Genomic DNA, 14868 nt, shown 5'->3' with positions numbered 1-14868 from the left:
AAAGGTATTCCCATCGATAATCTAGTGGTTACATACGGATAGGAATATGTTTAGGCTCATCCACTGGCATAATAACCACGCTTTTAACTGTTTCTAAGCTCGGTATTTCTGGCGCACTCAATAAGGCATCAAATGACAGTTGGGACACTCTTACTCTCCGCGCTGCTTCAACACATTTAAGGCCCGCTGTAATGCTGCCGCCAACGCATACGTTGAAGGATAATCGCACCCGTTCAATTGATTGTTTGGCATCTCATTAAAAGCATAAAGACAGCTTTCTAGCAGGGCTTTCATTTGTTCTTGGCTCATGATCAACTCCGTTTCTGTTTTAATGCCGCCCCATAAAGGAGCGGCGTGATTAATCAGGCATAGGCCCGTTTAAGTTCCAGAGTTCGGAGCACCTGCCCTAACTCACTGACATGCATAGCCGGAATTCTGACCGACTGTTTTTTAAGCTGACATTTGGCAATGTGTCGGCCCCGCGCTTTGCAGGTTTCAGTGATATCGTTTATCGCTATCGCCGGACGATTTACCCGCTGTTGTTTTTTCGGTGCCAGCTTTACAAAACCGGCGGTTGATGTAATTATACTGATGTCAATTTTCATGGTTTCACTCCAATCGATTATTGATAGCCGGTTAAACTTTCTCAGGGCTAAACCGGCATGCGAGAGCAGACGTAAGTCTGCTTTTTCTATTTCTGCGTCTTGTGTTTTTGGCTTTGCACCTCCTTTTCCAGTCGTTTAACAATCGCTGTATGGCTCAATGTGACAACATCACGAAACTTGAAATAGCACTCGCCCACTTTCGCGTAAATGTACGTGACGTTACCGCAATACATTTCTGCCAGTTTGAACGATTCGCTTTGCGCGTCACCTTGCCAGTCGTGCGGGTACATCGTGCCGATGGCGTCCATGAATTCAACCAGAGTGATCACTTCGGGTTCGGTTTTTGCTGAAACTTCCCGTGACTGCCAATAGGCCGCCTCCGCGCTGGCATCCCAGCTAAAACGGTCTGTAGTGTCGTTTGTTGCCTGATACATCTTATTATCCTTCATTGATGTTAAAGCCAGCCAACGGCTGGCTACGGGGTTACTGCATATCGTTAAATGTCGATCCCTAACGCTTTAACCTGTTTGATGAATTGCTTGTAGTGGCTTGCAGAAACAATAGTGATATTTCTGTGTCTGCCGTTGGATACCCCTAATTTGCTCAAATCGTAGACATATTCATTTTTCATTTTCTCAGGAAATGAACTGCGGAATTTTTGTAATGCTTTCAGTGAATCAAATCCGTAGCATTCAAAGTCTGCGTAATCGGTTCCTTTCTCCCCTTCGGCCATGTTAATGCTGTACAGATTTGTTTCTTCCCCATATTTTTCGGAAGATTTTGGCGTAACATTTGGGATGTTTTTTTTCATTTGATACTCCTTTGAGTCTGGCGTTTCGCCGGTAATGAGAAGCGGCCTTCCGTTTCTCAATGATGATATTATACTATAAAAACCCATTACATATCAACATTGATATGTAATTATCAGCGAATTTATCAACATTCCGCATGCGAAATTTTATGCCCGTAAGGGCATGTAAGCGACAAATGTATTTCCATGGATAATCGAGTGGTTAGTGTCGCGTAAGCCAGCCGTAGGCTGTACAGACGTGAATATCCCACAGGCCAGCCCTCCGCCCTGCTAAGCCGGTTTTATGCGAAGCCGCCGAACTTGCAGCAACACGCCTGGTTAATGGTCGAAGACAAAATTTACTGTCAGCTACGATTCCGTCATCACCGGCAGTGAAAACGGCGATGCCCATCTGCAAACGTAGGGTTTAGAACCGCCGTTGCGAAGCCACAGCGGCTTTTAAATCTGTCATTCATCTAATGTTGGTAAACGGCTGAGTTGCCCCAGCCAGTACCTTACAGATTTAAATTAAACGCGCGGAGGCAACATTGATGGATAATGTCGAGCTACGATCGCATTTATTTTGTCTAATAGTTCAGGACGCTTAAACACAATATGTGCACTTCCTTTCTTGAAGTAGCGGACAGTGAAATACTCGCCCTCATACACAGCACCTGAAAAACCTTCTCGATTGAAAAACTCAGTGAATGCAGAACCATCGGCAATACGGTGATCGGGGACATTCTTACCTTCAAGTATATAGAATGGTTTTGCTAGGTCGTCCAACTGTGCCACGCTTGAATATGACACTCGGATATAGCCTTTTCCCCATGTTTCAAGGAGTCGAGACAGAATGATTTTTTTACCCATACGACAAGGATTATTTGTTTTATATTCCCAAGACAATGCCCGAAACACGTCAATGACGCCCAGCTCGAAAGTATTGGCTTTGCTTGCATTCAATTGTGTAAAGGTTGCCAGTACCGTATCCAGCGTGATTTCCGGCATCGTCTCCCCATCCAACTGGCGATCCCATTCATCCTGTTGTTTACGACTCATGAGCGTATACATGCCTGTATCATTTATCAGTCGCCGCCATATTTTAGAGTCGATCACTTTTTTTATGGCTTTTTCATTTCGATTTGGGTGAGACTCCCAACGAACCGCATCATGCACACATTCATCAAAACCATAAATATTCTGATCTCCACTCGCAAAATTAAATAACTTGCGGGCTTCTTTGAGTATTTCCAGCGCCTCAAAATATTTTTTAAGTCCTTCAGTGCGTAATGCAATAATGCGATCAATTGCTACAGAGGGAATGAGTTCGCCACCATTTGAATCATGGTGCTCAAAAAAATTGGCATCCACTGGCTGTGTTTGTATTTCTGAATTGTCTGCTGAATGTATCATTATTTATTTCCTTATCTATTATTTGTGGCGGTCTAACTTTCTCTGGGGAAACCGACACAAGAGAGCCAACGTAAGATTGTTTTATTATTTAAAGAAACCACTCAGAAAACCTGACAACCAATTTTTGACCACACACATAACACCAAAAGGTTCACCGTTTGGCTGACACTATAAAATGCTCTATTTAGACGCGATGGGGTTTTCATCTTATGCTCCTCTGAGTCTGGCGTTCCGCCGGTAGTGAGAAGCGGCCTTCCGTTTCTCAATAGATAGATTATACTATAAAAACCAATTACATATCAATATTGATATGTAATATTTTAAGAGTTATCAATATTTCGCATGCGAAATTTTATCCTCGTTACGTTTTGTCAGTGAGCTTAGATATTGAATATGAAGTGAAATGGAGAATCGTTAACTATCAGGGAGATATATATCGAGATTGTAAGCACACTAGAAAGCAATATACTAAATAGGAAAAACGGCGCGTAGAGCACCGTTTAGGCTATTGAATCATGTAGTTGCTCTGTGTTGCCTCATCGTGTTCCTGTGGCTTTTTCATCGTTATCAAAAGCAATACTTGAGCCTATAATCATTGATGCGCCCCATACGAGCTGAAAGAAGATCTGCAACCATACATTGTTGTATGACAGCATCATGCATCCTAACGGGATGAGCAGTAACAAGGTCGAATATATTATTATCTTGCCACCCACGTTTTTTCTTTGCGCCTGAGACATTTTCTTTACTCTTGGGTTGTTCGCTACCATACGCTTGAAATAATTAAACATACCCACCTCTCTTCGCGGCTATCACTATTCCCGATTTCAGTATAGTGGTCATTCTCCCTTAAAGTAATCTGGCCGTGCAGCTAATTCGCGAGCTATCAACTCATCAGCAAACAACGGTGCCGATTTCGTTATTCTCCGTTGCATATTGTGCAGTCGGACTTTCGCTTTTCGCTCAGGGGGCCACCGTTTCATTGGTCTGTTATCAAGAAAATCAATGCTTACCGCATATCCGCTGCCTGGTACAAACAATTTCATGATACTGTCAGGGGTCGGTTCTCCAGCGGGTACCACTTCAGACAGCAATATATTTCCCCTTGGGCTTGGAATATGTGGCAAGCACCAACGCAAGGAATAGCACCAATTTCCAAATTTACCGGCCATAATGTCGCCCCAATTTGTTGGGTATCATCAGTTCATCCAACCACAGTTCTATCACTGTGCGGCTTCCCTGCTCACTCTGTATTTCATCCACAATCGCCCACAAAGGACAACCAAACAAAAATTGATCTTGAGACAGATGGCTAAATCGCCGACTCCATGCCTGAACCATCCCGATAACGTCGTCTTCATAAATCCCTTGCCGTTCCAGCCGTTTGTACCATGCCGTCAGTTCACTGGGCGTAGTAAAAGCCAACTCTATTTCAGCTTGCGCAACTTTTGCTTGATAACGCCGACGTTTTTTCTGACGTTCGCGAGTTATATTATTTGCCTTGCGCGCCACTTTTACGTCCCACTGGCGATGTTGACGTTCACGCAGGCGATAACGCACTTCAGGAAAAAATAAATATCCATCGCTGGTTAAAAGTGGCAGTGGACATATCTCTCCGCGACTACCAACGAGGGTATCCAGTGCCCTGACAAACCCCTCCTTTGGCGTACCTCCCCGATTTTTTGGATCATAATTACTGGCCGCCCTGCGCACATCAGATGCCGATATTTTGCCTTTATTGCCACAAAGATGGCGGAAGAGTTCGCGTGCGTAGGGGTATTGTCCCAATTTCCTGCCTTGCTGTATCTTTTCTTCTACCGCAATGATGGCCATTATTGCTGCACGTTGGTATTGGTTTACGGGAACAAGTGACATGCTGTTCGGGATCATACGGCATGCCCTCCCATACGCAACGCCACCGCCAGTTCATTCGCTTGCGTATAACCGGCATTAATATATTCAGCCAGAATATCCAGCATTCCTCTGATAGCATCAGGTTCAAAGCGTTCATCACTGTAGAACCATGCTACTGACTCGCCGCCCTCAAACCACAGCCGCCCATACCAGTAAGAGGATTCATGGCACGGACTGACTATTTCAATGGGTATTGTCGGGGCCATCTTGCAATTCAGACGTAGATGAACCGGAAATTCCCCGCCCCACTCCTGTCTAAACTCGCAATCAACACCCCAGACTTCAGGCAATGACAGGCAGGCTATTACCGCACTGGACAATGTTTGACGAAATCCCTCACCCCGTTCGCGGTACTGCTCAAAATCTGTGGAGGTAAAAGCTTGCAGCTTCAATAACGTAAATTCTTTTTCGTTAGTCATGGCATGTTATGCCGCCTTTTCAGGCGGCACCTCCTGTTAGGCAGCAGCAGAATCATCAGTGGAAGAGAAAGAAACGGTTTCATCCATCGGGAGCAGACATTCCGGTACCCAACGGGTTTGTGCAATTTCATCTGCCGCCAGTTGTGCTGCATCGCCCTTTTTCATTTTGAGAACGGATGCTGCTTGCGGATCTTTCCCGTTGATAATCAATGCCTCACTCATTTGTTCTTTACTGATACGCCCAAAGTAGTTTTCCTTGGTCGGTTGCCACCAGTCACGCAGTTCGAACTCTAACGCGTTCTCGACGGATACCAGCTCACCGCCAACTTTGCCGTCCATCCCTGCATGACACCGTACGGCATCCAACGACAGACCGACACAATAAGTCAGCAGTGCTATCACTTCGGCTTGATCCCATGTCAGCAACCACGAAAAATCCAGTTGCCAATTTTCGGGTAAACGGCTTTCCCACAGATTATGCAGATTTTTCAGCACCCGATTTGCTTCCCCCTCTTCGGATGCCGGTGAATTCTTCAGTAATATGTGTCTCTTAATGTCCAGACTGGTTTTTAAAACGGAAGTGGCATACTCATGATGGAACACGTTGAGTGCCATTGAGTGAGTATGTAGTGCTAACGCCACTGCCGGATTCTGCACCAGTGCCGCCATGACCGCTAATGTCCGCTCTGATGACAAACTTGTGATCAATGCCGCCGATAACCCTTTATCTTTTGGTGCTGGTGATATCTGTGCAAGATTGTTTTGCGGTGTTTCAGCCGGTGCGGTATTTTCACGCTGGATCACCCCACGATAGATAATCAAATCACCATAATTAAATGACACCACGACACCGCTTTGCGCTTTCTGCTCTGCTGTCCATGCTCTGATCACTGCGGTAGACTCAATATCTTCGATCCGTTGCTGAATGTCATTTTCATCATCGTGGGTTTCAGTTTCTTCCAGTGCCACTGTCAACTTATTGATTTGGGATTGCTCTGACTCGGTATAAACCGGAGTCGGCGCTGAGATCATGTTATATTTACGTGATACTTCGTCCCAATAACTGACTGGCCCTATCTGGTGTTCACACCATGACCATCCCTCACTTTCCTGAATGGCTAGCGCGATAGCCTCCAATTTTTCAACGGTCAAACGGTCAAGTAAGGCACGGTCAATCCAGCCCTCACCTTCATCACTAAACAGGTCTGTACGAATGACAGCACCAGCCGCCTCCAGTGCGTCATACCCGACAAAAATAAACTTCGCGTTATTCGCAATGCTCACTTCTTGTTCAGTGATCAGATTGCGTAATTGCCAGTTTGACGGGCATTTGTTGTAGGTCTGCTGTGCCTGTTCCCATACCTGCGCTTGTCGCTCCTGACTATCTTCGAGAGCTAGAATCTGACACTGTTCGAGATTTATCTCGTCTCTAGACAGCGCATCCAACAGGGTAGGAGCCAAATTTGCGAGTTTTAGACCACGTTGGACATGGCGGGAGCTATAGCCCAGCAAGTCACCAATTTGTGCCGGTGTTTTTCCTTCGGCAGCCATTGAGCGGAAGCCCACAATTTGTTCTGCGGGGTGCATATCCTTACGTTCGCCGTTTTCCGTCATTGAGGCGGCAACGGCCAGTTCTTGCGGTACACGTTTAACAGCAACCGGCACATCAGCCTGATACACCCCACGCTCAACCAACATGTTTAGCGCAGCCAAACGACGGCCCCCTGCTGCAACACCAATCTGGCCGTCCTCAATGTCGTGTGCCACTAAATTTTGCAACAGCCCGATAGACGCAATGGTGTTGGCAAGGCTGGTTACACTTTCAACCGAATAGGGAATAAGGCGCACATTCAGTGGCGATTTGACCAGACGGGACAACGGAACATACTCTATTGGTGTCTGTTCCAGCACCTGAGCCAATGCCTGTGCGTCTTTTGCAGCCGGAGGTGCTTTGCGGGTGGACTTCTTTGCTTTTGAGGTTTTAATTTCAGTTTGTGAAACAGTCATTTGATTACTCCTTTGAGTCTGGCTTTTCGCCGATAGTGAGAAGCGGCCTTCCGTTTCTCCATGATGTTATTATACTATAAAACCCGATTAGATATCAATATAGATATATAATAAATCACTTTTTTACTCAATATTTCGCATGCGAAATTTTATGCCCGTAAGGGCATGTAAGCGACAAAGGTATTTCCATAGATAATCGAGTGGTTAGTGTCGCGTAAGCCAGCGGTAGGCTGTGCAGACGTGAATATCCCACAGGCCAGCCCTCCGCCCTGCTAAGCCGGTTTTATGCGAAGCCGCCGAACTTGCAGCAACACGCCTGGTTAACGGTCGAAGACAAAATTTACTGTCAGCTACGGACCGTCATCATTAGCGCCGGTTGCCCTCTCTGCAACAGTGAACGCGGCAATAGCATCTACCAACTTGAATATTGATCATTAGGCATCGCTTGCTATCCGAAGGACAGAGACGCGCTCGCGTGGCTCTGCGGAAGAGGACTACGCCACCGGCGTGGGACCGCTGGAGTGCAGGCGACGAGCCGACCGTTTACGGGCGGGGAGCCTTGGGGCCACCAGGTGGCCTTTTTCTATCTACCGTTTCTGTGGATAAAACCGGAATATACTATTTCTAGCTATAAAACAGTATGCTACAAAAAAACAGCCACACCCACCTTGCAAATCCCCGATATAACCATCAATAATACTGTATATAATAACAGTACTATTAGGCTCACCATGAAAGTTGAAATTGTTGCTGCGCAATCAGAATCTCATTTAAAAATCCCACTTTTTGGTGAAGTGTGCCTGGCTGGTTTTCCATCCCCTGCGTCCGACTACATAGAAAAAACCTTAGATTTAAATGAATTATGCATAGCACACCCTAGTGCAACCTACTTTGTTCGTGCGGAAGGTGAATCAATGACGGAGGCCGGTATTCTTTCAGGGGATTTGCTAGTTGTTGATAAAGCAGTGAAACCATCACACGGCGATATTGTTATCGCTGCGATCGAGGGAGAATTTACGGTCAAAAAGCTGTGTCTACATCCCCGACTTAGCCTCCAACCCATGAATCCCGCGTTCAGTCCTATCTATGTTGATCCTGATGACCTGGATATTTTTGGTGTCGTCATACACGCCATTCATACCTTCAAGTGAGGTGCCTATGTATTTGCTCTGTGATATCAACTCTATGTACCCCAGTGTGGAGCAACTTTTCCGGCCCGACCTCAAAGGAAAACCCGTAATCTGCTTGAGCAATAACGATGGAGCCTGCGTATCAGCTAATAAGGAAGCCAAGAAACTGGGGATCAAACGAGGAGCGCCTTATTTCCAAATTAAAGCCCTTATAGAGCGTAACCAGGTTACTTGCTTCAGTTCTAATTACGCGTTGTACGGTGATCTGAGTGCCAGAACCATGACTATTCTGGAATCACTGGCGCCATCGATGACTGTTTATAGTATTGACGAGGCATTTTTGACGATTGATGGTATTGAAAATTGCGAGCCTCTGGAAATTTACGGTAAGCGCGTGCGTGATACCGTTCTGCAACAAACCGGCTTAACTTCTGGTATCGGCATAGCCCAGACTCTGACCCTAGCAAAGCTAGCCAATCACGCCGCCAAAACCTGGCCTGCAACCGGAGGTGTTGTTGACTTGTCTGACCGTCACCGGCAACGCAAATTAATGGCCATTCTGCCGGTAACAGAAGTGTGGGGAATAGGTCGTCAATTAAGTGTTAAGTTAAAAGTGATGGGAATAGAAACGGTGCTACAACTGGCCGATGCCAACATTCAGTTGATAAAGAAAACGTTTGGCGTCGTCGTTGAGAGAACAGTAAGGGAGCTTAATGGCACGCCGTGTATCTCTATCGATGCACTCCCCGCCAAGCAGCAGATCATATGCAGCCGAAGTTTTGGGGAGCGAGTCACGACACTACATGATATGCGCCAGGCCGTTTGTCAGTACGCGGAGCGAGCGGCGGAAAAACTGCGGCACGAACGGCAATATTGCCGTTATATCAGCGTCTTTATTCGGACCAGCCCGTTTTCCAATGAGCCGTTTTACAGCAACAATGGCAACCAACGATTAATGCTGGCCACTCAGGACACTCGCGATATTATTGCTGCATCGATGAGAGCATTGGAGCAAATCTGGAGGGATGGTTATCGATACCAAAAAGCGGGGATCATTCTGAATGACTTTTGCAGCCGTCCTGGTCAGATAGATATGTTTGACGAGTCCCCGCCAAAAGCTAACAGTGAACAGTTGATGAAAGCTATCGATCGCATAAACAGAGAAGGGATTGGAAAGGTGTGGTTTGCGGGACAAGGTATTGATAAAGGTTGGAAGATGAAACGGGAAATGCTCTCCCCAGCATACACAACCCGATGGGGAGATTTACCAAAAGTACGACTATGAAACTATTGAAACCGCCATTTTTAAACACAGACAACGGCTGGAAGATAGCGGGGCTTAAACATAGAAATTTCGCATGCGAAATTATCCTCTGCGATACAGTTGCAAAATTGCCTGGGGGAGTTTGTAGTAAGCTTTTGACCAACGGCCATTTCTTACTTCAGAAAATAAGCCATCCTCACTTCGCATATCTTTATACAAAATGGTGAGCGCCCCCAAGTCTTTCAATTTGTTGGTGACCGCAGATACATTCGGGTTCTTTAGACCTGTTTCAGCCATAACAGTATCAATATCGACGCATTCGACTCCATTATCAAAAGAGTCTAATAATAATGAAAGGAGAAGTTGAGCATCCCCTTTACGTCCTGTAGCGATAATGATTTTATCAAGTTCCCGGAATGTCATATTTTTACCTTTTTCTTAGACACGCGGTAACGTGCATCCTCTTCAATTGCCGCACTTAACCAACCCGCAGCAACGTCCTTATCAATCGATGTTGGCACTGAATCAAGTAAGATCCCAAATTCAGCATCTCTATGAATTTTTATAAAAATAGAGGAAAAACCGGCCCAATCCTCATGGCTTACAGGGGTCCAGTTGTTTTCTAACAACAAAACTAACGCGGATTGGGAAGCCCACAAAGGTGTGTGACCGTCTTTAGCCCATCCCGCCAATGATGAACCCAGCACTGGATTTTCACGCCTCACGAAATCGTGTTTAACACCGGCATCCTTCAACACTTCCGCACCGACCGCTGCTGAAAACTCAGTGGACATAATCCATGTTTTAACAACACGGGCGCGAAACGCCCGTGACAGTTCTGAAAAGGGGGTATTAGTCATACTAAGCCTCTTTGATCCCAACCAAGGCTACAGACTTAGCCTCAACACATAATTCGCCCATTGCCAGCTTTACCCACACATGGCCATATTCATCAGCCATTTTATTTATGAGTAAATAGCCAATCTCACCATCCACTCGAACAATCAGGCGATTCTCTTTCTGGCTCGCAGCTGCTGCACTTAATGATGGTTTGGCTTCAGGCGTTCTGACTTCATTCGTCGCAGTATTTGCCGCGTCATTTTCCTGTGTTTTTGTTGGCTCCACCGTTGGTTCTTTGTTCAGTAAAGTTTTTTCTTTCACTTCTACTGACGGAGGATTTACCGCTGCTGTGTTTTGCTGCTCGATGTCAGTGGTCGTTTTACGGTTTTTGAGTTTACTCAACTCCGCTTTCGCGACTTGCCTGGTTAACGTTTTGGTTCTTGCTGTCTGAGCTAACTCCTGCGCCATCTCAGGTGATCGGTCATGAATTTGGCACAACGTATAGACAAGATCGACATCCCCCGTAACCTTATCTTTTAGTAAGTCCCTTATTACTGCCGGCGCATCACATAAACGCATATGTTTACTGACATAGGAAACCGGTTTGCCGATTGATTTCGCTATCTGCTCACCGTTCATGTTCCAATCATTCTTCAATTCAAGCATTGCATTGGCTGTTGCCAGCGGCTTCAATCCCGACTGATGCAGGTTCTCAATCAGCTGACCCAGTAGCCGCACTTTGTCATTTTTTGGGGGTAAACCAACGTATACATCAATATACTCATCACCATGCCTGCGAGCACTCCGTATACGGGTTTCACCGAACCAAATTTTGTAGCCATTTTTATCACGAGGGAACACACGCGGCGGCGTCAATATGCCAACTTCGTCATATGTTTCCTCCATCCCCTTGAGCGTTTCCTCTTCAAAATCTTCTTCCGGACGCACCTGCTCGATTGAATAGACTTCATCTAATCGAACACGAATGATCTGCCCAGATGGTGCTAATTCAGGTCTTGATAGTTGAGAAAGTAAACTCTGGCCAGTATTGGGTGATTGTGGTGCTGCCGGTTCACGCTCAAGCAGATTATCTTGAATACCTGGTACGACAGCCGCCTGTGGTTTTACTTGATTGCGTGCTTCCAGCTGCTTTTTAAAGTTCTTAGCCATCTCAGGCCCCCTGCGTAAGACGGATCAATTTTTGTGTTAACTCTTCATACTGCAATGCAGGGTATGATTTTGGGGCATATTCTTTAAATGTTAGTCCCAGCTCGATTGCTTCTTTTGCGGTCGTTAAAACATGTGAAATATAAGCCAACACTTTATCTTCCGAATACCCGTTAAGTTCCAATATCTCAAACAGCAATTTTAGGTTTACTGTATCGACTGGTGTAAACCGCCCATCTAGAATGTCTTTTTTGTAATTGGACACAACCGCTTGAGTTACGTACAAACCTAAAAACTCCAACTTAGGATTGAGGTTCTTTTTGATTTTTTTCATATGGCCTAACTGCTTAGATACACCATTACGTGAAGATTTTTCTAATAGAGTAGGAATAATCAAATAATCAGCAACTAAGTGACTGGCGATCATTACGTTCGAATATGTAGGATTAGAATCGATAATAATGTAATCGTAGATTTTACGTAGCTCATCTATGCTGTCTTTAAAATCAAAAATGCAGTCCTGTGGACGATAGTTAATCTCATTCAGTTCGTAAGTCGTACCGATGATATGACGTCCATCCTCTAACTGGATCGGCTTTACAATCGTGTCTGGAAAAAATAATTGGAACGTGTGTGCTTCCCCTGGGGAAAACTCATGCTTAAAAGGTTCGCGTTCAATTTCGATAGGCATACCATCAGGGAAACTCCGCTCTGTTAACCCAGCCGTCCAATCCATATCGATGACCAGCGTCTTAAAACCAGACTGCTGCAAATCATACGAAATCTCGTTAGATGACTGCGACTTAACGACACCACCTTTCTGATTACCAACAACAATAACTTTTCCGAGCGCAAGCTCTATATCTGACGCAACAGGCGATTGACTGAAGTCCATTATTTAATCCCTCTTAAAATTTCGCATGCGAAATTATTTATCATTATTGATGGGCCATAGATTGAGAACGAGCCTGCTTTGCTTTACCTGCTGCGAGGTACTCGAAACTCTCAGCGGTGAAGTTATAACCGTGATATGTGACGCCATCTTTTTCATACTGAGAGTTTTTAACAATGAAGTGGACGACGATCAGGTCACCTACATCTAATTTGCGTTCAGCACGCAGTGCCAACTCATCGTAGGCTGTGAACTCGATAACTGTAGAAACATTATTGCGTTTTTTGCTCTCGGCAACAGTAAGACGACAATAGGCAACGTCATCTTTCTTAATCAAACTAACGGGTTTAAGTAAGCGGCCTGTGATTGTATTGCTTTGCATGATGGTGTCTCCTTTGAGCCTGGCGTTACGCCTGATGTATCCAGTGGCCATCCACTGGATACGGTTTAATATACTATGGCATTTATTATAAATCAATACTGATATGTTACTTTTGTGGCAGTTTTTCTAGGGCTGGTTTCACTATCCGGCTATAGACTGCCTGAGCATTCGGCGTGAACTTTCTAACCCACGCATTATTACGATAACGAGAAAATTTAAAGCTGTTATCACAAAGCATACGACGTGTCTGTTCATCCGGTTTATAGCCAAAATGTATTTCAATTTTTCCGTCTTCACTCAGTTTAATTTCAATTCCGTTTGTCAGAGTTTGCTCGATAAATAAACTGTCATTTTGCAATTTATTAACTTCAGCCAGTCTCTGTTTTAAGCGTGCTATCTCAGCATTATGATTCGCCAACTGATATGAATAGAACGGCACGACCTTACGATGGCTGTAATATGGACTCGGTTCTAAAATATTCAACGCTTTATCCAAAGGAATACTCAAAAACTCGGCTAATGCCAGTGCACATTTTTGTTGTGCTTCCTGGCTAACACCTTCAGCAGAACCGCCTTTATACGTTTTTCGTACAATCTTGTTTGCCCCGATCATTTCCGCGTGTGTCTTCTCCATCCGGGCAATTTTACTATTGAGCAACTCAGTGGCATTCGGTGCGTTTGATTGGATAATTGTCCCATCACCAAATGGCATTATCCGGCGCAGGAAACGCTCTGGTGCCTTTTGGGAGTATTCCTTTATCTGGCGATACTTATCATTGGCAATACCATTACGTTTCCGCATGCGCTCAACAGGGAAGTTTGCCGGGCCGGTTATCATCGCGCTTGCACAACCACTGATGCTGGATAGGTAGCCCATATATGCCGCTCTCAGCCGCGCATGGAATGAATCGAACCACATACTGAAATTAACCTCCCAGTCCTCAACAAGGATCGCACCATTCTGCTGACCCGACTCAATACGACTTAACACCAAAGATTTTTGCTGTGTAAGAAGCGTTGCGTAATCCAATTGGCAGTTGAGCGCATGACTTTCAGGCCGAAACGACAAGTTGCTAAAAGCCTGAACCGCCTTTTGGGTAGGAATATCATCAATGAATTCAGCAAGGGCAGGGGTGGTTTCCAGAACTTCTGCTTTACGAACTGCTTCTGTCTTATACATATAAACTCCTGTGAGCATGGCGTTTCGCCGATAGGAGAAAAGCGGCCTTCCGCTCTTCTATGTTGATTATTATACATAAGTTATTTTATTTATCAATACTGATATATAATAAACTTCTAAAAAAGGCACCTCCTTAGATGCCTAGATTTCGCATGCGAAATATTTATTAAGCTGTCATTTTATGCCGTGTTTGCGCGGTACTATTAAAATGGTAGCCACCCTCGCTCAGCAAAAGAAACACTGATGCCGTGGCCAATAACAATATGATCTAGAATTCTGACATCAACCAGGTTTAAGGCATCAGAAAGTCTCTTGGTGATATGGCGATCTTCGATACTTGGCTCAGGTATACCTGAAGGGTGATTATGAGAAAAAATGACAGATGATGCATTTAGTTTAAGCGCAAGTTTAACTACCTCGCGCGGATAAACACTTGTTTCACTTAAGGTACCAAAAAACATTTTTTTGAACTCAATAACTCGATTTTGGGTATCCATAAACAACACACAAAAAATCTCTTGCTCTTCCAACTCTAATTGGAGGCGAAGAAAGTTAACTGCTGAGTCGGAACCAACAATCGTTCCCCCTTTATTGATGATACGAGATTCCAGAATGGATAACGCACGATTAATGACTTCATCATCAAGAGAAACCTGGTCACACATAATTAAATCAAAACCCAAATTACTCATATTTTCTCCTTTGAGATTGGCGTTTCGCCTAATTGAAAAGCGGCCTTCCGTTTTTCAATATGAGTATTATATCAATAATATATCAATATTGATACATTATAAGTATGTATCTACAATATTTCGCATGCGAAATTTTATGCCCGCCAGGGCATGTAAGCGGCAAATTAATACCA

At 44.8% G+C, this 14868-nt stretch carries 19 protein-coding genes; 2 read left to right on the top strand and 17 right to left on the bottom strand.

Annotation, left to right across the window (positions count from 1 at the left end; genetic code table 11):
- Positions 1–150: 150 nt before the first annotated feature.
- From V2A84_RS00290 to V2A84_RS00245, 10 genes are all read right to left on the bottom strand, one after another.
- Positions 151–309 (bottom strand): cobalamin biosynthesis protein CbiX, encoded by a 159-nt coding sequence (locus tag V2A84_RS00290; RefSeq protein ID WP_420073854.1) that lies wholly within the window; start codon positions 307–309, stop codon positions 151–153.
- Positions 310–362: 53 nt separating this feature from the next.
- A complete protein-coding gene (locus tag V2A84_RS00285; RefSeq protein WP_420073855.1) occupies positions 363–605 on the bottom strand; it encodes a hypothetical protein in 243 nt (80 codons plus the stop codon).
- A gap of 86 nt (positions 606–691) precedes the next feature.
- On the bottom strand, positions 692–1039 hold the full coding sequence (locus V2A84_RS00280; protein WP_420073856.1) for a hypothetical protein: 348 nt from the start codon (positions 1037–1039) through the stop codon (positions 692–694).
- A gap of 62 nt (positions 1040–1101) precedes the next feature.
- A complete protein-coding gene (locus tag V2A84_RS00275) occupies positions 1102–1416 on the bottom strand; it encodes a hypothetical protein (RefSeq protein ID WP_420073857.1) in 315 nt (104 codons plus the stop codon).
- A 507-nt stretch (positions 1417–1923) separates the two neighbouring features.
- Positions 1924–2808, bottom strand: a complete 885-nt coding sequence (locus tag V2A84_RS00270) for a DUF4942 domain-containing protein (protein WP_420074054.1) — start codon at positions 2806–2808, stop codon at positions 1924–1926.
- 536 nt (positions 2809–3344) lie between these two features.
- Positions 3345–3599, bottom strand: coding sequence for a hypothetical protein (locus tag V2A84_RS00265; RefSeq protein ID WP_420073904.1), 255 nt, complete (start codon positions 3597–3599; stop codon positions 3345–3347).
- Positions 3600–3647: 48 nt separating this feature from the next.
- Positions 3648–3980: a theronine dehydrogenase gene (locus tag V2A84_RS00260; protein WP_420073903.1), complete on the bottom strand. Its 333-nt coding sequence runs from the start codon at positions 3978–3980 to the stop codon at positions 3648–3650.
- Positions 3970–4698 (bottom strand): plasmid SOS inhibition protein A, encoded by a 729-nt coding sequence (locus tag V2A84_RS00255; protein WP_050110225.1) that lies wholly within the window; start codon positions 4696–4698, stop codon positions 3970–3972. Before V2A84_RS00255 ends, V2A84_RS00260 begins: the two co-directional genes overlap by 11 nt.
- Positions 4695–5141 carry a conjugation system SOS inhibitor PsiB gene (gene psiB / locus V2A84_RS00250; protein WP_420073902.1) on the bottom strand — a complete coding sequence of 149 codons (447 nt, stop codon included), beginning with the start codon at positions 5139–5141 and terminating at the stop codon, positions 4695–4697. Before psiB ends, V2A84_RS00255 begins: the two co-directional genes overlap by 4 nt.
- Before the next feature lie 36 nt (positions 5142–5177).
- Positions 5178–7148, bottom strand: a complete 1971-nt coding sequence (locus tag V2A84_RS00245; protein WP_420073901.1) for a ParB/RepB/Spo0J family partition protein — start codon at positions 7146–7148, stop codon at positions 5178–5180.
- Between the two features lie 731 nt (positions 7149–7879).
- Between V2A84_RS00245 and umuD the strand changes: the two genes are divergently transcribed.
- Together umuD and umuC are read left to right on the top strand one after the other, a co-directional pair.
- Positions 7880–8299 (top strand): translesion error-prone DNA polymerase V autoproteolytic subunit, encoded by a 420-nt coding sequence (gene umuD, locus V2A84_RS00240; protein WP_420073814.1) that lies wholly within the window; start codon positions 7880–7882, stop codon positions 8297–8299.
- 7 nt (positions 8300–8306) lie between these two features.
- A complete protein-coding gene (gene umuC / locus V2A84_RS00235; RefSeq protein ID WP_420073815.1) occupies positions 8307–9563 on the top strand; it encodes a translesion error-prone DNA polymerase V subunit UmuC in 1257 nt (418 codons plus the stop codon).
- Between the two features lie 81 nt (positions 9564–9644).
- On the opposite strand, the gene V2A84_RS00230 is transcribed toward umuC, so the two are convergent.
- From V2A84_RS00230 to radC, 7 genes are all read right to left on the bottom strand, one after another.
- Entirely contained in the window at positions 9645–9965 is a 321-nt protein-coding gene (locus V2A84_RS00230; RefSeq protein WP_050110237.1) for a hypothetical protein, read from the bottom strand.
- Entirely contained in the window at positions 9962–10402 is a 441-nt protein-coding gene (locus tag V2A84_RS00225) for a hypothetical protein (RefSeq protein WP_072077997.1), read from the bottom strand. Before V2A84_RS00225 ends, V2A84_RS00230 begins: the two co-directional genes overlap by 4 nt.
- A gap of 1 nt (position 10403) precedes the next feature.
- Positions 10404–11552, bottom strand: coding sequence for a ParB/RepB/Spo0J family partition protein (locus V2A84_RS00220; RefSeq protein ID WP_420073816.1), 1149 nt, complete (start codon positions 11550–11552; stop codon positions 10404–10406).
- A 1-nt stretch (position 11553) separates the two neighbouring features.
- Positions 11554–12444 (bottom strand): ParA family protein, encoded by an 891-nt coding sequence (locus tag V2A84_RS00215; RefSeq protein ID WP_420073817.1) that lies wholly within the window; start codon positions 12442–12444, stop codon positions 11554–11556.
- Between the two features lie 43 nt (positions 12445–12487).
- Positions 12488–12823 carry a hypothetical protein gene (locus V2A84_RS00210; RefSeq protein WP_420073818.1) on the bottom strand — a complete coding sequence of 112 codons (336 nt, stop codon included), beginning with the start codon at positions 12821–12823 and terminating at the stop codon, positions 12488–12490.
- 106 nt (positions 12824–12929) lie between these two features.
- A complete protein-coding gene (locus tag V2A84_RS00205; RefSeq protein WP_420073819.1) occupies positions 12930–14003 on the bottom strand; it encodes a hypothetical protein in 1074 nt (357 codons plus the stop codon).
- A 203-nt stretch (positions 14004–14206) separates the two neighbouring features.
- Positions 14207–14695, bottom strand: a complete 489-nt coding sequence (radC, locus tag V2A84_RS00200) for a RadC family protein (RefSeq protein ID WP_442848477.1) — start codon at positions 14693–14695, stop codon at positions 14207–14209.
- Between the last annotated feature and the right edge of the window lie 173 nt (positions 14696–14868).

This window comes from Yersinia sp. 2553 StPb PI (assembly GCF_052217105.1).
Lineage (GTDB): Bacteria > Pseudomonadota > Gammaproteobacteria > Enterobacterales > Enterobacteriaceae > Yersinia > Yersinia enterocolitica_E.
This window is presented reverse-complemented; position numbering and strand designations above follow the sequence as displayed.